20 protein-coding genes and 1 tRNA gene are annotated in these 17,487 nt (G+C 67.7%); 8 read left to right on the top strand and 13 right to left on the bottom strand.

Features of this window, described 5'->3' with window-relative positions:
- The first annotated feature begins 57 nt into the window (after positions 1 to 57).
- The 4 genes from WG908_RS07785 to WG908_RS07770 all read left to right on the top strand — a co-directional run bounded on the left by WG908_RS07785 (position 58) and on the right by WG908_RS07770 (position 4,074).
- On the top strand, positions 58 to 1,062 hold the full coding sequence (locus WG908_RS07785; protein WP_340185993.1) for a PhoH family protein: 1,005 nt from the start codon (positions 58 to 60) through the stop codon (positions 1,060 to 1,062).
- Positions 1,059 to 1,574 (top strand): rRNA maturation RNase YbeY, encoded by a 516-nt coding sequence (ybeY, locus tag WG908_RS07780; RefSeq protein ID WP_340185992.1) that lies wholly within the window; start codon positions 1,059 to 1,061, stop codon positions 1,572 to 1,574. The genes WG908_RS07785 and ybeY overlap by 4 nt, the downstream gene beginning before the upstream one ends.
- 8 nt (positions 1,575 to 1,582) lie before the next feature.
- Positions 1,583 to 2,530 carry a hemolysin family protein gene (locus WG908_RS07775; RefSeq protein ID WP_340185991.1) on the top strand — a complete coding sequence of 316 codons (948 nt, stop codon included), beginning with the start codon at positions 1,583 to 1,585 and terminating at the stop codon, positions 2,528 to 2,530.
- A gap of 101 nt (positions 2,531 to 2,631) precedes the next feature.
- Positions 2,632 to 4,074, top strand: coding sequence for a DUF2142 domain-containing protein (locus tag WG908_RS07770; RefSeq protein ID WP_340185990.1), 1,443 nt, complete (start codon positions 2,632 to 2,634; stop codon positions 4,072 to 4,074).
- Positions 4,075 to 4,088: 14 nt separating this feature from the next.
- On the opposite strand, the gene WG908_RS07765 is transcribed toward WG908_RS07770, so the two are convergent.
- Both WG908_RS07765 and WG908_RS07760 read right to left on the bottom strand, forming a co-directional pair.
- A complete protein-coding gene (locus WG908_RS07765; RefSeq protein ID WP_340185989.1) occupies positions 4,089 to 4,745 on the bottom strand; it encodes an MOSC domain-containing protein in 657 nt (218 codons plus the stop codon).
- Between the two features lie 76 nt (positions 4,746 to 4,821).
- Positions 4,822 to 5,040, bottom strand: coding sequence for a hypervirulence associated TUDOR domain-containing protein (locus WG908_RS07760; protein ID WP_340185988.1), 219 nt, complete (start codon positions 5,038 to 5,040; stop codon positions 4,822 to 4,824).
- Between the two features lie 96 nt (positions 5,041 to 5,136).
- On the opposite strand from WG908_RS07760, the gene WG908_RS07755 reads away from it, so the two are divergent.
- From WG908_RS07755 to WG908_RS07740, 4 genes are all read left to right on the top strand, one after another.
- A complete protein-coding gene (locus WG908_RS07755) occupies positions 5,137 to 6,315 on the top strand; it encodes a glycosyltransferase family 4 protein (protein WP_340185987.1) in 1,179 nt (392 codons plus the stop codon).
- Positions 6,316 to 6,344: 29 nt separating this feature from the next.
- A complete protein-coding gene (locus WG908_RS07750) occupies positions 6,345 to 7,658 on the top strand; it encodes a replication-associated recombination protein A (RefSeq protein WP_340185986.1) in 1,314 nt (437 codons plus the stop codon).
- Complete coding sequence (locus WG908_RS07745; protein ID WP_340185985.1) at positions 7,655 to 8,524, top strand: hypothetical protein; 870 nt, start codon at positions 7,655 to 7,657, stop codon at positions 8,522 to 8,524. The genes WG908_RS07750 and WG908_RS07745 overlap by 4 nt, the downstream gene beginning before the upstream one ends.
- A 27-nt stretch (positions 8,525 to 8,551) precedes the next feature.
- Positions 8,552 to 8,623 (top strand) — tRNA-Thr (locus tag WG908_RS07740).
- On the opposite strand, the gene WG908_RS07735 is transcribed toward WG908_RS07740, so the two are convergent.
- From WG908_RS07735 to gspE, 11 genes are read right to left on the bottom strand one after another with little or no spacing between them, the layout of a single operon-like run.
- Positions 8,614 to 9,375 carry a prepilin peptidase gene (locus WG908_RS07735; protein WP_340185984.1) on the bottom strand — a complete coding sequence of 254 codons (762 nt, stop codon included), beginning with the start codon at positions 9,373 to 9,375 and terminating at the stop codon, positions 8,614 to 8,616. The genes WG908_RS07740 and WG908_RS07735 overlap by 10 nt on opposite strands.
- A complete protein-coding gene (gene gspN, locus WG908_RS07730) occupies positions 9,372 to 10,094 on the bottom strand; it encodes a type II secretion system protein N (RefSeq protein ID WP_340185983.1) in 723 nt (240 codons plus the stop codon). Before gspN ends, WG908_RS07735 begins: the two co-directional genes overlap by 4 nt.
- The gene (locus tag WG908_RS07725) at positions 10,091 to 10,579 is read right to left on the bottom strand and encodes a type II secretion system protein M (RefSeq protein ID WP_340185982.1); all 489 of its coding nucleotides are present in this window, start codon (positions 10,577 to 10,579) and stop codon (positions 10,091 to 10,093) included. The genes gspN and WG908_RS07725 overlap by 4 nt, the downstream gene beginning before the upstream one ends.
- On the bottom strand, positions 10,576 to 11,694 hold the full coding sequence (gspL, locus tag WG908_RS07720) for a type II secretion system protein GspL (RefSeq protein ID WP_340185981.1): 1,119 nt from the start codon (positions 11,692 to 11,694) through the stop codon (positions 10,576 to 10,578). Before gspL ends, WG908_RS07725 begins: the two co-directional genes overlap by 4 nt.
- On the bottom strand, positions 11,691 to 12,677 hold the full coding sequence (gene gspK, locus WG908_RS07715) for a type II secretion system minor pseudopilin GspK (RefSeq protein WP_340185980.1): 987 nt from the start codon (positions 12,675 to 12,677) through the stop codon (positions 11,691 to 11,693). Before gspK ends, gspL begins: the two co-directional genes overlap by 4 nt.
- Positions 12,670 to 13,320, bottom strand: coding sequence for a type II secretion system minor pseudopilin GspJ (gspJ, locus tag WG908_RS07710; RefSeq protein ID WP_340185979.1), 651 nt, complete (start codon positions 13,318 to 13,320; stop codon positions 12,670 to 12,672). The genes gspK and gspJ overlap by 8 nt, the downstream gene beginning before the upstream one ends.
- Positions 13,320 to 13,691, bottom strand: coding sequence for a type II secretion system minor pseudopilin GspI (gspI, locus tag WG908_RS07705; protein ID WP_340185978.1), 372 nt, complete (start codon positions 13,689 to 13,691; stop codon positions 13,320 to 13,322). The genes gspJ and gspI overlap by 1 nt, the downstream gene beginning before the upstream one ends.
- Positions 13,684 to 14,214: a GspH/FimT family pseudopilin gene (locus tag WG908_RS07700; protein WP_445326681.1), complete on the bottom strand. Its 531-nt coding sequence runs from the start codon at positions 14,212 to 14,214 to the stop codon at positions 13,684 to 13,686. Before WG908_RS07700 ends, gspI begins: the two co-directional genes overlap by 8 nt.
- Positions 14,186 to 14,710: a type II secretion system major pseudopilin GspG gene (gspG, locus tag WG908_RS07695; RefSeq protein WP_340185977.1), complete on the bottom strand. Its 525-nt coding sequence runs from the start codon at positions 14,708 to 14,710 to the stop codon at positions 14,186 to 14,188. The genes WG908_RS07700 and gspG overlap by 29 nt, the downstream gene beginning before the upstream one ends.
- Positions 14,711 to 14,719: 9 nt before the next feature.
- Positions 14,720 to 15,937 carry a type II secretion system inner membrane protein GspF gene (gspF, locus tag WG908_RS07690; RefSeq protein WP_340185976.1) on the bottom strand — a complete coding sequence of 406 codons (1,218 nt, stop codon included), beginning with the start codon at positions 15,935 to 15,937 and terminating at the stop codon, positions 14,720 to 14,722.
- Positions 15,930 to 17,477 carry a type II secretion system ATPase GspE gene (gspE, locus tag WG908_RS07685; protein ID WP_340185975.1) on the bottom strand — a complete coding sequence of 516 codons (1,548 nt, stop codon included), beginning with the start codon at positions 17,475 to 17,477 and terminating at the stop codon, positions 15,930 to 15,932. Before gspE ends, gspF begins: the two co-directional genes overlap by 8 nt.
- Positions 17,478 to 17,487 lie beyond the last annotated feature (10 nt).

Genomic DNA, 17,487 nt, shown 5'->3' with positions numbered 1-17,487 from the left:
CGATCAGGGCCGGCAAGTGTCATGCGGGGATGGAAGACGAGCGAGGGAGGCTTCTAAATGCCCAAAAGACCCAATCACAGGCCCGAAACCGCCGAACGCGCCCGCATCGAGGTGACGTTTGAAAAGCCGCATCTGCTGGGCGCCCTGTTCGGCCAGTACGACCAGAATCTGGTCGCGATCGAAAATCGCCTGGGCGTCTATATCGCCGCGCGCGGCAACAAGCTCCAGATCGAGGGAGAGGCGCAGGCGGCGGCGCGCGCGCGCGACGTGATGACCGGCCTCTACAACCGCATCGTCGCGGGACAGGAAATCGACACCGGCGCGGTGGAGGCCGTCATCGCCATGTCGTCCGAACCGACGCTGGACGGCATCATCCGCCATGACGTGGCCGAGCCGCCCAAGGTGATGATCCGCACGCGCAAGAAGACCATCGTGCCGCGTTCGGCGATGCAGGCGACCTACATGGAGGCGCTGGCCCGCAACGATGTCATCTTCGCGCTCGGTCCGGCGGGCACCGGCAAGACCTATCTCGCGGTAGCGCAGGCGGTGAGCCAGTTGATCACCGGCAGCGTCGACCGGCTGATCCTGTCGCGCCCGGCGGTCGAGGCGGGCGAACGGCTGGGATTCCTGCCCGGCGACATGAAGGAAAAGGTCGATCCCTATCTGCGGCCGATCTACGACGCCCTGTACGACACGCTGCCGGCCGAACAGGTCGAACGGCGGATCGCCAGCGGCGAAATCGAGATCGCGCCCATCGCTTTCATGCGCGGCCGCACCCTCGCCAATGCCTTCATCGTGCTGGACGAGGCGCAGAACACCACCATCGCCCAGATGAAGATGTTCCTCACCCGCTTTGGCGAAGGCAGCCGCATGGTGATCTGCGGCGATCCCAAGCAGGTCGACTTGCCGCAACCCGGCACATCGGGCCTCGCCGATGCGGTCGGGCGGCTGGAGGGGGTCGAGGGGATCGCGGTCGTCCCCTTCGGCATCGCCGACGTGGTCCGCCATCCCATCGTCGGGCGGATCGTCGACGCTTATGAAGGGCCGGACGCGCGCCCATGATCGACGTAGCGCTGATCAACGAAGGCGGCTGGATGCCGGGATTCGATTGGGAACGTCTGGCCGGCAGGGCGGTGGTGGCGGCGATCCGCCACAGCCCCTATGCCGCGTTCGAAAGCCAGTCGACCGCCTTCGAGGTCGCGGTCAAGCTGACCAGCGACGCGGAGGTCCAGGACCTCAATCGCGATTATCGCGACAAGGACCGGCCGACCAACGTCCTGTCCTTCCCGATGGTGCAGGCCGATCTGCTCGAAGGACTCGACAATACCGACGATGGCGAGGTCCTGTTGGGCGACATCGTGCTGGCGCAGGGGGTCTGCGCGAGCGAAGCGGCCGAAAAGGGCATCACCATCGACGACCACGCCGCTCATCTCATCATTCACGGGACTTTTCATTTGCTGGGATATGACCATATGGAAGACAGCGAGGCCGAGGCGATGGAGGCTCTGGAAACGGAAGCCCTCGCCAGCATCGGTCTTGCCGACCCCTATGGGGACCGCACAACAGGGGAATGACAAACGCCATGGCTGAAGGCAGCCCGAAGGACGCCGCCAGTTCGAAAGAGCCGGACAGTAGCAACGGTGAAGGCGGTTTATGGAGCGGCATCAAGTCGCTGCTGTTCGGCGACGGCGAAAACCACAGCCTTCGCAAGGAGCTGGAGGAAGCGCTCGACGAATATGACGAGGACGAGGCCGATGAAGGCCCCGCCCCGTCGGCCAAGGGCGACCTGTCGGCGATCGAGCGGCAGATGGTCCGCAATCTCCTGCATTTCAGCGAACATACGGTCGATGATGTCGCCGTCCCGCGTGCCGACATCATCGCCATCGAGGAACGGGCGAGCTTCGCCGATCTTTCCGCGCTGTTCGCCGAGACGGGGCACAGCCGCATTCCGGTCTATCGCGACAATCTCGATACTATCGTCGGCATGGTTCACATTCGCGACGCCTTCGCGATCCTGGCCGGCAAGTCGCCGGTGCCGGACAGCCTCGCGCCGCTGATCCGCCAGCCGCTTTATGTGCCCGAAAGCATGGGTGCGCTCGACCTGCTCGCTGAAATGCGCGCCAAGCGTACGCACCTCGCCATCGTGCTGGACGAATATTCAGGGACAGAGGGGCTGTTGACGTTCGAGGATCTGGTCGAGGAAATCGTCGGCGATGTCGAGGACGAGCATGACGACGCGCCCGAAGCGATGCTGGTGCCGCTGGAAGGCGGCATGTGGGATGCCGATGCCCGCGCCGAACTGGACGATGTCGCGGACGAGATCGATCAGCGCCTGGCCGATGTCGAGGAAGATGTCGATACGCTGGGAGGCCTCGCCTTCGTCCTTGCCGGGCGCGTGCCCGATCCGGGCGAAATATTGATGCACGAAAATAGCGGCTGGAAGTTGGAGATCGTCGCCAGCGACGGCCGCCGCGTCACGCGCCTGCGCCTCCATCCACCCGTCGCGCATGTCGCGCATGACGATCCTTGATGTCCGTACCGGCAATATTTCGTCGCCGTCTGGAAATGTTAAGCCTTGCCCCCTAGTCTCGTGCCCGCCGCCGGTCATCGGCGCGGGGCGTCAGGGCGGGAATGTACAGCGACACGGCATCATTGACGCACGTTGAACGCTGGTTGTTCACGCTCGTGGTTGCCGCGACCTTGCTGTTCACGCTCATCACGCCGCCGTTTCAGGCGCCCGACGAAAATCAGCATTATATGAAGGCGCTGCTGCTGAGCGAAGGCGGCGTCCTCACGCAGACGCAGGGGCCGATGATCGGCGCGCAACTGCCCCGCGCGGCGACCGACCTGCACGATGTCGATTTCCCGACCGAAACGCCGGGCGCGATCCAGCTTTATTCGCTCGACATGCTCCGGCGCGCGTGGAGCGCCGATGCCGCGCGCCCCGGCCGCCGCTTTGCCGATTTTCCCAATGTCGCCAATTATGCGCCCACCCTTTATGCGCCCGGCGCGGCGGGGCTGGTGATCGGCGATGCGATCGGCCTGCCGCGCCTGGGCGCCTTTTACACAGGCCGGATGGTCAACGCGCTCGTGGCGCTCGGCCTGATCCTGCTGGCACTGCGCCTGCTGCCGTTCGGTCGCATGGCGCTGCTGGGCGTCGCGCTGTTGCCGACCGCCGTTTACCAGACCGGATCGCTTTCGCCCGACGCCGTGATCAATTCGGTCGGCTTCCTCGGCCTGGCGCTGGCGCTCAGGATCGGCCACGCCCCGCCCCGTCCCGCACGCACCGCTGCCCTTTTCCTGGTCGCGCCACTGCTCGCGCTGGCAAAGGGCGTCTATCTGCCGCTGATGGCCGCGGGCCTGCGCTGGCCGCGCCGGGGCGAACGGGGGCCAGGGCTGATCCTGGGCGCGATGGCGGCGGGCGCCATCGTCTTCATCGGCTGGATGAGCTATTCCGGCGGTACGCCCGCCCTCTATCACATCATCTCCCGCAAGACCGGCGAGAACGTCATGACCGCGCCCCTGGCCGATCAGCTCGGCTATATCCTGGGCGATCCGGCAGGCTTTGCCCGCATCCTGCTGTCCAGCATCGTCGAGCGCGCGCCGGTCTATGCGCTCCAGATCGTGGGGCGCTTGGGCTGGAACGCGATCCTGCTGCCTCTGCTCGCTTATCCTCTGGCGGCGCTCATGCTCGCCGGCGCCCTGCTGTCGGGCAGCGGCACGCGCTTTTCGTTCGGCCAGCGGCTCTGGTGGCTGGCCGTCGCCATCGGCACGGCGCTGCTTGTCGAAACCGCCATGTACCTGACCGGCACGCCGCTTGCCGCCGACTATGTTCAAGGCACGCAGGGCCGCTATTTCCTGCCGCTGATGCCGCTCGCGCTGATGGCGCTGATGCCCGCCTGGGGGATGCGGGCCGCCCCGCGCATCCTGTCGGTCGTCGCGCCGCTGCTGCTGGTCGTCGCGCTGGGAACCGCGATCGACAGCTTCTGGGTCCATGGCTTCGTCACCAGCGACGGGATGCCGCCGCACGACAGGCCGATTGACGCGCTCCTTCTCCCCTCGCCCCGATGGTGAACGCTGGCCGATGTCTATCGGGCCAGTTGCGCCGCTCGGCTGCGCCATGCTTCGGCCAGTACCGTCAGGGTCGACAGCGCCGCCACCGATTCGGGATCGCGCTTGTGCCCGCCGCCGATCAGCAGCCGGAAGACGCGCTCGACCGTCCATGACGGCTGGGGGCGCTCCAGCAGTGTCATGACGTCGCCCGCCGCCGCCTCGCCCTCGCGGATCACCCGGAAATATACGCCGCACCGCGCGCTCTTGACGATCGTCGCGCTGATGTCACGCACGCCGAAGCGGTAATCGAGCTTCCAGCATGGTTGCCGACCATGGCTCACCTCCAGGATGGCGCTGCCGAAGGTGAAGCGGTCGCCGACGCAGATGTCGGTTTCGGTCATTCCGCGCGATGCGATATTCTCGCCGAATGCGCCGGGCGCGTCCCACAGCGGATGGCCGGGCCTGCGATCCCGCCACCAGTCATAATGATCCTGCGCATACAGATGCACCGCTTTGTCCCAGCCGCCATGATGGACAGGATCGGCAACGCCATCGCCTTCCAGCCCCAGCCAGCCGACCCGCACAGGGCCAGCCACGGCCGCCTTGGCGATCGCGCTATGGTCATTTCCGCGAAATGGGCGGGGCAGGCCTACCAACAGTGTTTGGGCGATCATGGAGGACAGCGCGGGCATCCCGCCCCATGCCATTTTTGCGCGCCCTGGCCAAGGCCGAGAGCGCGTCCAGGGGCCAAAGGTTGAAAGGTCAGGGTCAGGCGGAGCTAAGTTCCGATTCGAGCTTCAGCACCTCGGCGCCATTGTCCGCCCGGACCAGGAACGCCGGGTTCCGCATCGATCCGTTGCGGCGGATCAGCGCGCCTTCGATCCTGCGTTCCACATGACGGCCGAACCGTTCGACAATCTTGCCGCGTCCCACGCCTTGCCCCCAGTTCCACTTGACGCGCGATCCCTGACGAAAGGTTGCGGACATGGAATAACCTCCTGTTTTTAAGAACCTGTCCGCAAAATCATCGAGATGCGCGGTGGTTCCCTTGGTCTTTCCATGCGGCTGGGTTAATGGCGTCACATGGATGTCACAGGCCTTCGCGTCGCGCTGTTCAGCGGCAATTACAATTATGTGCGCGACGGGGCCAACCAGGCGCTGAACCGTATCGTCGGCTATCTGCTGCGGCAGGGGGCAAGCGTCCGCGTCTATTCGCCGACCACAGACACTCCCGCGTTCGAGCCGGCGGGCGATCTGGTCAGCACGCCATCGGTGCCGGTGCCGGGCCGGGGCGAATATCGCATCCCCTATCGCATGTCGGGCCGGGTGCGGCGCGACCTGGCGAAATTCGCGCCCAATATCGTCCATGTCTCCAGCCCCGATCCGCTCGGCCATCGCGCGCTCAGCTGGGCGCGACGCCACGACCGGCCGATCGTGGCGTCGGTGCATACCCGCTTCGAAACCTATCCGCGCTATTACGGCCTCGCCTTTCTGGAACCTGTGGTCGAAGGGATATTGCGGCGCTTCTATCGCCGCTGCGACGCCATCGTTGCGCCATCCGAATCGATGGCGCAATTGCTGCGCGAACAGCGGATGAGCTATGACGTGGGCATCTGGACGCGCGGCATCGACCGCAATATCTTCACCCCCGCCCGTCGCGACCCGCAATGGCGCCGCTCGCTCGGCATCGCCGACGATGTGCCCGTCATCGGCTTTGTCGGGCGGCTTGTGATGGAAAAGGGGCTGGACGTCTTTTCCGATGCGATCGACCAGCTCAACCTTCGGCAGGTGCGCCACCGGGTGCTGGTGGTGGGCGACGGGCCTGCGCGCGAATGGTTTCAAAGCCGCCTGCCCGACGGCGTATTCGCCGGCTTCCAGCAAGGCCCACATCTGGGCCGCGCCGTCGCGAGCATGGACATGCTGTTCAATCCGTCGGTCACGGAAACCTTCGGCAATGTGACGCTGGAAGCGATGGCGTGCGGCCTGCCCACGGTCGCCGCCCGCGCCACGGGCAGCGAAAGCCTGGTGACCGACGGCGTGACCGGGCGTCTGGTGCGCCCCGGCGCGATCGGCGCATTCGCCGATGCGCTCCAGGCCTACTGCAACGATGCGCAGGCGCGGGCCGATGCCGGGGGGGCCAGCCAGGCGATGGTCGAACGCTTCGGCTGGGACCAGGTCAATCAGGCGCTGGTCGACACCTATCTGCGCGTCATCCGCCAGCGCGAGCGCGGCGCGCGGCCGCACGCCAGCCCGGTTCCCTGACGCGCGCATGCTTCCTATATGGGGCGCAGATGACAGACCTGTTCGCCCCCGAATCCGGTGCCGCCACCGACACCGAGCGCGACGCGCCGCTTGCCGACCGGCTGCGCCCCCGCACCTTGAACGAGGTCGTCGGGCAGGATCATCTGACCGGACCGGAAGGCACCATCGGCCGGATGGTGGCGGCGGGACGATTATCCTCGATCATTTTGTGGGGGCCGCCCGGCACCGGCAAAACCACCATATCCCGCCTGCTGGCGCAGGATGTCGGGATGCGGTTCGAACCGATCTCCGCGGTGTTTTCCGGCGTCGCCGAGCTCAAGAAGATATTCGCCGCCGCTCGCGACCATGCGCGCCTGGGCGAGCGCACCTTGTTGTTCGTGGATGAAATCCATCGCTTCAATCGCGCCCAGCAGGACGGTTTCCTGCCCTTTGTCGAAGACGGCACGGTCACGCTGGTGGGTGCCACCACCGAAAATCCCAGCTTTGAACTGAACGCCGCGCTGCTTTCGCGCGCGCAGGTGCTGATCCTGCGCCGGCTCGACACGGCCGCGCTCGAACAGTTGCTCGGCCGCGCCGAAACGCTGATGGGCCGGCCGCTGCCGCTTCTGCCCGCAGCGCGCGAGGCGCTGGTCGCCAGCGCCGACGGCGACGGCCGCTTCCTGCTCAATCAGGCCGAAACGCTCTATGCCATCGACATCGCCGATCCGCTCGATCCCGCTGGCCTGTCCGAACTGCTGCATCGTCGCCTGGCGGTCTATGACAAGGATCGCGAAGGCCACTACAATCTCATCTCCGCCCTGCACAAGGCATTGCGCGGGTCCGATCCTCAGGCGTCGCTCTATTATCTGGCGCGGATGCTGACCGCCGGGGAACAGCCGCTCTATGTCCTTCGCCGGCTTGTCCGCTTCGCCAGCGAGGATATAGGCCTCGCCGACCCACAGGCGTTGATCCAGTGCCTCGCCGCGCGCGATTCATACGAATTTCTTGGCTCTCCCGAAGGCGAGCTGGCGATCGTTCAGGCCTGCCTCTATTGCGCCACCGCGCCCAAATCCAACGCCGCCTATGTGGCGCAGAAGGCCGCGTGGAAATCGGCGCGCGACACCGGATCGCTGATGCCGCCTGCCAACATCCTCAATGCGCCAACCAGGCTGATGAAGGATATCGGCTATGGCAAGGATTACGCCTATGACCATGACCAGGCAGACGGATTTTCGGGCGACAATTACTGGCCGGAAGACATGACGCCGCAAGCGTTCTACGCGCCCACCGACCGCGGGTTCGAGGCGCGCATTGCCGATCGCATCGCCCATTGGGACAGGCTGCGGCGCGAACGGAACGCATGAAGCCGTTCGATCGGTTCGCCGTCATCGACTGGTCGGGTCAGGCGGTGGAGCGGCCCAGGGGCCTTGCGCTCGCCCATGCCGGGCGGGGCGACGCCGCGCCCCAACTGCTGCGACCCGAACGGGGCTGGAGTCGCGAGGCGATCTGCGGGTGGCTCGCCGATCATGCGGCCACGGGCACCCGCATCCTCGTCGGCCTCGACCTGTCGCCGGCCCTGCCCTTCATCGACCGTAACGCCTATTTCCCCGACTGGCCCGCCTCTCCTCCAGACGCGCCCGCGCTTTGGGCCATGGTCGATGATCTGTGCTCGGGCGACCCGCATCTGGGCGTCGGCGGCATTATCGCCCATCGCGACATCCGTCGCCATTTCCGCCAGCAGCGCGACTGCGGCGACCTCTACCCTCCGGGGCGCGGCCGCCTGCGACAGTGCGAACTGGGCCAACTCGCCATGGGCCTGTCGCCCTATAGCTGCTTCAACCTCGTCGGTGCGGCGCAGGTGGGCAAGTCGAGCCTCACCGGCATGCGCGTCCTGCACCGGCTGCGCGGCAAGGTGCCGATATGGCCGTTCGATCCTGTTCCCGACACCGGGCCGCTGATCGTCGAAATCTATACCGCCATCGCCGCGCGGGCCGCCGGCATCCGCAAGGGGCTGTCGAAGATGCGCAGCGGCGGCGCGCTCGACGTGGCGCTGGCGGGCCTGGACGTGCGCCCGCACGCGGCGCTCGACCGTTATGACGATCATGCCACCGACGCGATGCTGACCGCCGCTTGGCTGCGCAAGGTTGCCGATGATCCCGCGCTGTGGTCCCCGACCGGCCTGACGCGCCATATTGCGGCAACGGAGGGCTGGACGTTCGGCGTCATCTGATAGTAAGGGGCGGGCGTTCCACGGGACGCCGGATTAGCACAGCGGTAGTGCAGCGGTTTTGTAAACCGAAGGTCGGGGGTTCGATCCCCTCATCCGGCACCGTGGATCAGGCGCGCTGCCGCCAGCCAGCCCGGCACCGCCGCGATGGCGAGGAAGGTGCCAAGCGGCACCTGCGTCGTCGCTACCATCCGCCGTCCGGTCGCCGTCGCCGCCAGTACGGCGATCAGCCCAAGCCCCGCGCCGATCAGCAGGACGAAGGGCAGCGCCTGCCAGCCGAACCACGCGCCCAGCGCCCCCAGCAGCTTGGCATCCCCCAGCCCCAATCCCTCGCGTCCGCGCAGCCTGCGATAGCCAAGCGAGACACCCAGCAGGGCGAGATAGCCGGCCAGCGCGCCGATCCCCCGGTCCAGCACGCTCACCGGCGTCGTCCACAATCCGATCGTGAACCCCAGAAATGCGAGCGGCAACGTCAGCAGATCGGGCAACCAGAAATGCCGCCAATCGAGGATCGCCAGCGTCAGCAGCAGCCACCCCAGCAGCGCCCAGCCCGCGCCGCCCAGGCCCGGCATCAGCCCGATCGCCAGCGCGCCGACAGCGCCGCACCCTGCCTCCATCCGCCAATGCAGCGGGTCGATCGCCGCGCCGCAGGTCCGGCACCGCCCGCGCGCGACAATCGCGCTCAACAGCGGCACCAGATCGACGGCGGCCAGCACCCGGCCACAGCCGTCGCAGGCCGATCGCCCTCGCGCCACGCCCAAACCCTTGGGCCAGCGCAGGATGATCGTGCCCAGAAAACTGCCGGCTATCGCGCCTGCGGCCCCGCCCAGCAGGGCAGGCAGGAGCGTGATCACAGCGACCCTTCGACGCTCAGCAACCGCGCATTGCCGACGCTCTGAAAACCGGCAGCGGCGAGCGCCCCGGCGAGCGTCGGGTCACTCGTCTCGACCCGCATCTCGGCGGTGTAGCGCCCCGTCTCGCGCAGCCGCAGCGTGATCTTTTCCAGTCCCGACTGGCTCACCAGCGGCAGCAACAGCGCGTCGCCGTCACAGGCCGCAACGCCACTCAGGCCCTGCGACAGGTTGAGGCCCGCTATCTGTCCCATCACCTGCGCGCGGACGCGACCTTCGGCATGGCCACAGCGCCCGGCGGCAAATCGCACGCTCACATCCTCCATCGACAGGCTGCCGATCGGCAGTGGCGACATCAGGCGGCCCATCGGCACCGCGCCGGTCACATCGTCGATGCCTATCCGTCCCGGCGCAAAGCTGACCGCACCCTCGAAATCGTCGGCCAGCCCCGCCTTGCGCCTCAGGTCGAACCGCGCGCGCCCGACCAGCAGCGGCAACGGGGATAGCGCGACCCGCACGTCGCCCATCGCCACCGGCCCCAGCATCAACTGGTCGATGCGGCCCTGCCAGATCGATCCGCGCACGTCGCGCCCGCTTACCCCCAACCGGTCGACCCCGGCGATGCCGAGCGCGATCGCCAGGGGAAAGAACAGCAGCAGCCCGAGCAGAAGCACGATCAGCAGCGCGATCCGCACCCGGCGCGACCATCGAAATCCGCTCATTGCGCCCCACCCCGGACCATCACGGCCTGCACCGATACGCTGCCTGCCGTGGCGGAGGGTCGCGCGCTCATCGTCTCGATCCGCACGCCCTGCTGCTCAAGCTGCGTCGCCCAGGCGAAAAAGCTCATCGGCCGGACCGACGCGATGGCGATGTCCATCCGGTCCGCCCCCTGCGCCTGCGCGCGTTCCAGCGTCAGGCCCGCTTCGGCCGCGCTCTGCCCGACATATTGATCCAGCGGCATCGCATCCGCTGTCGCCCCGCTGCTGGCGGGCAGTGTCTTGAGCGCCTTTACCTTCGCGCGGATCGCGGCGTTGCGGTCGGCCGCCTGCGCCATTGCCGCGCGCGCATCGTGCCGCGCCCGGTCCACCGGCGCCGCCACCCCGAACCACAGGATCACAGCGCCAAGCAGCGCGAACATCACCCCCAGCAGCCACTGTTCGCGCCGCGAACGCGCCATCCATGCGGTTTTCACACTGTCCATCATGCCCGCACCGTTATGTCGGCCAGCGTTCGCCCACCCGGATCCTGGCTGGACGTGGCTGTGATCGTGAACCCCGCCGCCTGAAGCGCGACCAACACGATATTGATGTCCGACGCGCGCGCCGCCGCCAGCGTCACGCGCAACAACCCGTCGGGATCGCGCGACAGCGCCGTCACCGCAACCCCCGGCGCGCCCTGCATCGCCGTCATCAGGCCGGACACGGGCGCCGTAAAGGAATAGCCGCTGGCCCCGCGCGCGGCGAGCCGGGCGTTCAGTTCCGCGTCCGCCTGCACCACGTCGCTTTCCTGCGGCAGCACCTGCCGCGCCAGCGTCAGGCTTTCATCGTCCAGCCGACCCGCCTCGCCATAATGGCGCGCGATGCCGATCAGCGCGATCAGCAGGCTGATCAGCATGATGCACCCTGCCCCCACGGCGATCCGCACGAGCGCATGCCGATCGACCGAGCGCCGCACCCGCTTGGCGAAATCCCCCTGCCGCATGTCGAGCGGCGGATCGGTCAGCGCCGCAATGGCGCGCGCATTCACCTCGTCAGCGGCTATGTCGGTCACCGCCGCGCCCTGCCCCGCGATCGCCTCGGCCAGATCGCCGCTCAGCGCCATGTCCGCCCCGCGCAGCACGATGCCGCCGCCCAGCGTCCCGCGCGCATAGCCCGCTTCCGGCGCCGGCAGCAGCAGCGCGGCAGGCACGATCAGGTCCGGGTCCAGCCCATGATGCTGCGCCCAGAGCAACCAATGCTGCATGTCCGCGCGCGCCGCGACGGCGATGACGTGCGCCATTGCCGGATCGTCATTGGCGTCATCCGCCGCGAACAGGCTGTCGGCCGCCGCGATCCCGCTCGCCAGCGCAGTCATTCGCGCCGCCGCCCGCCCCTGCCGCGCCGGCAGGTCGGGATGCGCCACCCAGTATAGCGGCGTCAGCGCCGCGGGCGGCACCAGCATCACCCGGCAGTCCGTCGGCAAGGCGGTCAGGCCGCACGCCGACAGCCAGTTGGCGCCCACGCCCGACTGGATGATGCCGCCATCGACCACGCGCAGCCACAGCGGCTCTCCCGCCAGGTCCTCCGGCAAGGCGACGATCAGCCCCTCGCGCACGCTCATGCTCCATCGCTCCCGCCGCGCCGCACGATCTGCGCGGGGCTTTGCTGCGCATCGATCAGCGCCCGTTCGTTCACTTCTATGCCCCCGACATCGACATCGATGTCCGCATGGAACCATCGCGTCGTCATTTTCACCTGCGCCCCGACTTCGCCCAGCGGGCTTATGCCCTGCCGCGCCAACCCGTCCCAGAATTCCACCGTGCTGCCATAGCCACCGGCCGGTCGCTGCGCCAGATATTGCCGGGCCTGCCCCGCCGAAACCATGCCGGGCAGCAGCATGGCGAACAACGGCGCCTGTTCGGGCAACAGCGTGTTGACGTTGATCGGCGACAGGTCGGCGCTCGGCAGCGCGCACAGCCATGGCCGCAGCACATCGTAGATCGCCGGGGTCACGCCAGCGACCGCCCGCAATTCGCTCGCGTCGATCATGAATCGGTTGGCGGCGCGATAGGGTGTCGGCGCGCGGGCATAGGCGTCGTCCTCCGCGCCGCCGGGCTGGGGAACGGCATCGCTGTCGATCCAGTCTGCCGCCGAAGCCGCCACCATCTGCGCCTGCCGCGCGTCGATGCCCAGCGCCTGCATCAACGCCTGGAACTGGGTGACGCCGACCGGACGAACCTTCAGGCTCGCTTCGTTCGTCCCCGCGACCAGGCTGTTCAGGTTGAAACAATTGCCCGCGTCCGTCACGCGCGCCGTCGCCGTCCCGCCCGGCACCGGAAGCGCCTGCGGCGTGCCCAGCCAGCCGCCGCGCAGGGTGGTTCGTCCCGGCGTCCGCGCGATCAGGTCGCCGATCTTCAGTCGCGCCATTTCCGCGCCGGCATCGGCATAGGCCCGCGCCTGATCCACCGCGCCGCCATTGCCCGCCATCCGCGTCGCCAGCGCCAGCCGCTCCAGCGCCGATGCGGCAATCACCGCCATCACCGCCACCAGCAGCAACACCGTCAGCAGCGCTGCACCGCGCTCATTTTCACGGGGTTCAGCCATCGGCCTTGTCCGTCGACGTCGCATCTGCCGGCCCCGGACCCACCATGAAGCGCAGCGTAACCGGCGGCTCGCCGGTGCGCGTGACGACCATTTCCACCGCGCGGGGCATCAGGTCGGGCTGCGCTGGCGTCCATGCATCGCGCCACTCGCCCCGGCCGTCGCGAAAGCGCAGCGTCACATCATCGATCCGGTCGAGCAGCGTCGCCGGATCGTCCCCGCTCGCGCCATCGACCTGGCCATAGGTGCGCCGCTCCAGCCGCCCCTGCCGCACCCAATATTCCACCTTTTGCAACGACGGGCGGGAAAGATCGCCCAGATTGTCCCATCCGCCGCGCACAAATTGCAGGCGCGGCGCGCCCTCGCCGCCATCATGCGCCCAGAATGCGGGCGCGAGCGTCCCGGCCTCGGTCCGGCTGATCCGTGGCAGCGCCTGACCAAGGTCGGTTCCCATCGCGCCCGCCGCCCGCTGCACCGCCGCCAGATCGTCGAGCCGCGTCTTGACCTGCGCCTGCGCCGACACGCTGTTGCCCAGCAGCAGCACACCCGCTCCCGCCAGCATCGCGAAGATCACCAGCGCCACCAGCAGTTCGATCAGCGTGAAGCCGGGCTCGCCACGGCCCAGGTCAGCCTGTCGGGCATCCATCACTCGACCACCGTCACGAAGCTCAGGACCGCGGGAGATCCGCTCGCGCCCTGCACCGCGACATCGACCTGCATCAGCCGTGCATCGTCGGTGCGCTTGACCGCGCGCGTCCAGTGCCACTGCCGCCCGCCATTCTCGACCATCCCCTGCGTATCGCCCAGCACCGGCGGCTGCGGATCGGTGCGCCATTCGACCATCAGGTTGCGCGCGACGATCTGCGCGAGCGCCTTGCTGTCGAGGTCGGCGGCGGTTCGCAGCGTCACCGCCTGCAACCGCACCAGCGCCAGCGCCGCCAGGCTGAACACCGCCAGCGCGACGAGCAATTCAAGCAGCGTGAAGCCGCGTTCGGCCGAATGTCGCGGATCACCCACCGACAGCCACCTTGCCCGCCATGTCGACCGACACCGACACCCGCTCGGTATCGCGCGCCAGCGTGACGGTCAGCGGATCGGTGGGCAAGCCGGTGCTGTCGAAGCCGATCTGCCGGCGACCATCCCTGCCGACGACGGCCCGCGTGCCCGGCGCCCAGTCGGTGGTGGCGAACGGCTTCTGTTCGATCGGCGTCCATTGCCCGCGTGCGCGGCGCTCGAAGCCATAGCCCGATGCCGATACCCAAACCCCCATCGGTCGCGCGGTGACGACCGCTTCGTCGCGCGCGGCGGCAACACGCGCGGCAAAGCGGTCGGCATCGTCGATGATGCGCCCGCGCGGATCGGGGATCGCCATCACCACCGCCGCCGATACGAAACCGATGATCGTCAGCACGACCATCAGTTCCAGCAACGTAAATCCGTTGGGTCCGCGCCTGTCGGTAGCCTGCCGTGCGGCCGCTTCCCGATGGCGCCCGAACCGAACGGTGGGCGGATCAAAGCTCGCTGGAATAGAGATCGGCATTTTCCGCTTCCCCGCCCGGCTGGCCATCCGCGCCCATCGACATGATGTCGAACGCGCCCTTGCGCCCCGGCGCGGCATAGCCATAGGCCCGGCCCCAGGGATCGTCGGGCAGCTTCTTGATATATCCGCCCCGGCGATAGCGCTGCGGCTGGACAAGCGATGGCGGCGGGCTGAGCAAAGCCTGCAACCCGTCGGTCGCGGACGGATAGGTCAGGTTGTCGAGTCGATACTGTTCCAGCGCCTGCTCGATCGTCGCGATGTCGGCCTTGGCCTTTTCCACCCGCGCCGTGTCGGTCGCGGGGATGACATTGATCGCCACGATCGTCGCCAGCAGGCCGATGATGACGATCACGACCATCAGTTCGACCAGCGTGAAGCCGTTTTCGGCGGAACGCCTCAAGGACGTGAAGCCGTTTTCGGCGGAACGCTTCAAGGACGTGAAGCCGTGTTCGGCGGAACGCTTCAGGCGAACGGATGTAGCGTCAAGTTCAGGCATGTGCACTCCTCAAGCCCCGGTCAGGCTTTGCAGCTGCAAAATCGGCAGCAGGATCGACAGGATGATGACGGCGACCACGCCACCCATCAATATGATGATCGCCGGCTCCAGCAGCGCGAGCGCGGTGGAGGTGAAGGCGTCGAATTCGCGTTCCAGATAGTCGGCCGCGCGTTCCAGCATCGCATCGAGCTTGCCCGCGCTTTCCCCGCTCGCGGCCAGATAGACCAGCAGCGGCGGGAACACGCCCGCCCGCCGCAGTGCCGCCGACAGGCTGCCGCCGCCCCGGATCGCTTCGACGATCTCGTCCGAAGCCCGGCGCAGCACCCGGTTGTGGACCGTACCGGTGGTCAGCGCCAACCCTTCCATCAGCGGCAGGCGGCTGGCGATCATGGTGGACAGCGTCCGCGCCATTCGCGCCGCATGCAGATCGCGGATCAACCGGCCGATGATGGGCAGGCGCAGCATGACGCCGTCGAAGCGATAGCGGATCGCCTCCACCCTGAGCGCGCGCCACGCGCCGACCACCGCCAGCGCCAGCAGGATCAACAACAGCCACCAATAGGCGGCCAGGAATGCCGACAGTCCCATCACGATCCGCGTGAGCAGCGGCAGCGTCTGCCCCACCGTATCGAACTGTTCGACCACCTTGGGCACGACGAAGATCATCAGCGCCGCGACCACGAACATCGCAAAGCCCGCCAGCACGGTCGGATAGGCGATGGCGGTCAGCACCTTGGACCGGATCACCGCCTGCCGCTCCATCAGGTCGGACAATCGCTCCATGATGGTGGGCAGGCTGCCCGAACTTTCGCCGGCGGATATCATCGCGCGGTAGAGCGGCGGGAAGCTTTTCGGCTCCGCGCCCATCGCGTCGGCGAGGCGGCGGCCTTCCAGCACCCCGCCATGCACCTTGCCCACGATGGCGCGCACGCTGTCGCGCTCGCTCTGCCGGCCGATGGTGCGCAGCGCTTCCTCCAGCGGACTGACCTGCACCAGCGTCGACAGCTGGCGCGTGAACAGGGTCAATTCCTTGGCCGACAGGCGCGGCGCGCGCAGCGACAGCCCGGCGCGCTGCCGCGCCGCCTGCGCCGCGCCCGGCTCCATGCGGACGACGAACATCCGCCGCGCGTCCAGCCGGGCGCGCGCATCCTCCATCGTTTCGGCCCTGATCGACCCGGATCGCTCGCGTCCGGCGGGGTCGATCGCCACATAATCGAAATCAGCCATCTGCGACCGTTTCGGCCTCCGCGCCGTCGCGCCGCGACACCCGGATCGCTTCTTCCGCCGTCGTCTGCCCGTCGCGCACCAACGCCCGCGCCGCCGACCCCAGATTGGGGGCATTGAGGAAAGCATGGCGCGCGATCAGCGATTCATCGCCGCCATCGTTGATCAGGCGGCGGATCGTATCGTCCACCCGAATCGCCTCGAACACGCCGATGCGCCCCTTGTAGCCGGTGCCGTTGCATGCTTCGCACCCGCGCGCGCGATAGATGATGGTGCCGGGGTCGAAGCCCAGCAGCGCGCTCGCCGACTTGTCGGCCTGCACCGGCTCGCGGCAGCTCTGGCACAGCCTGCGCACCAGCCGCTGGGCGATGACGGCGCGCAGCGTGGACGCCAGCAGAAAGGGTTCGACCTTCATGTCGCGCATCCGGGTGATCGCGCCGACCGCATCGTTGGTGTGGACGGTGGACAGCACCACATGGCCGGTCAGCGACGCCTGCACCGCGATTTCGGCGGTTTCGCGGTCGCGGATTTCGCCGATCATCACGACGTCCGGGTCCTGCCGCAAAATCGCGCGCAGCCCGGCGGCAAAGGTCAGTCCGACCTTGGCGTTGACCTGCGTTTGCCCCACGCCCTCGATGGCATATTCGACCGGATCCTCGACCGTCAGGATGTTGCGGCTACCATCGTTCAGCTGGCGCAGCCCGGCATACAGCGTCGTCGTCTTGCCCGACCCTGTCGGCCCCGTCACCAGGATGATGCCGTTCGGCTCGTTCAGCCCCTCGCGAAAAATCCGGTCCGCAGCACCCGACATGCCCAGCAGGTCGAGGCTGATGCCCGCATTGTCCTTGTCGAGGATACGCAGCACCACCCGTTCGCCCGCTCGGCTCGGCAGCGTCGAAACACGCACGTCGAGCAGCTTGCCGCCCAGCGTCAGGCCGATACGCCCGTCCTGCGGCACTCGCCGCTCGGCAATGTCGAGCCGCGCCATCACCTTGATGCGGCTGACCACCACCGGCGCGACATGGGGCGGCATGCGCAGCGTCTCGCGCAACAGGCCGTCGATCCGCATCCGCACGACCAGGCCGGTTTCATAGGGTTCGATGTGAATGTCGCTGACGCCCTGCCGCGCCGCTTCGGCGATGATGCCGTTGATCAGGCGGATGGCAGGCGCGTCGTCGGCGCTGTCGAGCAGGTCTTCGGCGCTCGGCAGGTCGGTCGCCAGCATGTCCAGCTCGTCCGCGCCCATGTCGAGCGATCCCGCCATCGCCGCCGCGCTGCCGTCCATGGCGTAACGTTCGGACAAATGCTTGTCGAATTGCGCCGCATCGACAAAGTGCACGTCGAAGCTGCGCGCCAGGTGCCGCCGCACTTCCAGCAGCACGCGCGGATCGCTGCCCTCGCGCACGGCGATCTCCACCCGGTCGCCATCGGCATCGAGCATCACCACGCCATTCCTGCGCGCAAAGGCATAAGGAATGTCTACCGCGCGCGGCGCGATGCCGGCCCGGATTTCGGGGATGGGCGGGATGTCGGGGCCGGGCATTTGCTCGCTC

This window comes from Sphingobium anseongense, assembly GCF_037725245.1.
GTDB lineage: Bacteria > Pseudomonadota > Alphaproteobacteria > Sphingomonadales > Sphingomonadaceae > Sphingobium.
This window is presented reverse-complemented; position numbering and strand designations above follow the sequence as displayed.